Raw genomic sequence first — 832 nt, 5'->3', positions numbered from 1 at the left:
ACGTCACTCCCTCTAAACTGAATGGAAAACCATAACCCGTCAAGTCAAAACCAACATTAGAATCAAGAAAGTTGATGATTTAAAATGCTTGATTTAAGAGATTGTGAGATTGCTTTTACCGGACGTCTAACTACCATGACTCGGGATCAAGCTTTTAGTTTGGCGAAAGTCTTTGGGGCGAAACCACAAAATTGGGTTACGAAACAGACAGATTATTTAGTGGTTGGGTTAATTGAGACGGCTTTAGGTGAGGAGCCCATCACAAAAAAGTTATTGACGGGAACACCAACGATTTCAGAACGGGATTTTTTGGACTGGTGTCAGGCACGATTGGCGCAATGGTCTAGGAGTTTAGGCGGTTAAATTCACAAAGTGAGTTTAATGATTTTTTGGGGATTTTTCATCTAGAACACTCCTCTCCCGTCAAATTTCACAAGGGCCAAATAACGGATCGTTGTTTTATCAGGGCATGAAGGGTTTACTTGGGATAAGCCGCCTTATGTAAAGTAGAAATTGGTATACTAAAAAAGGCTCCCGGTTTACCACTGGAGGCCTTTTTTCTAGGTTACATATTTTGAGGATGAATGTTTTTATCTTCGTAGCTTTTACTTGGGTGCTGTAACATGACTGCTTAGTTTTTGGTGCCGTACCCCGCAACAGATGCGTCGCTTCGTTGGTATTATCTTAAATGCTAAGTACCGAGTTGAGAAGGATCATAAAGATATTGGCGTCATAATCCCACTGGACGACGAAGAACTTAAATTTTTAATGACTAAAGCCTTGAGACGTTACTTTAACGCCCTAAGAAGCTGTCTAAAATCTCTTAAGTAAT

Annotated in this window: 1 protein-coding gene and 1 pseudogene; both read left to right on the top strand. The window is 40.3% G+C overall.

The window, feature by feature from the left end:
* Positions 1-84 precede the first annotated feature (84 nt).
* Entirely contained in the window at positions 85-363 is a 279-nt protein-coding gene (locus IV84_RS10495; protein ID WP_020923847.1) for a BRCT domain-containing protein, read from the top strand.
* A 264-nt stretch (positions 364-627) separates the two neighbouring features.
* A pseudogene (locus IV84_RS11035) lies at positions 628-828 on the top strand (replication initiator protein A); the annotation flags it as partial.
* Positions 829-832 lie beyond the last annotated feature (4 nt).

The organism is Pediococcus damnosus (genome assembly GCF_001437255.1).
GTDB classification, from domain to species: domain Bacteria; phylum Bacillota; class Bacilli; order Lactobacillales; family Lactobacillaceae; genus Pediococcus; species Pediococcus damnosus.
This window is presented reverse-complemented; position numbering and strand designations above follow the sequence as displayed.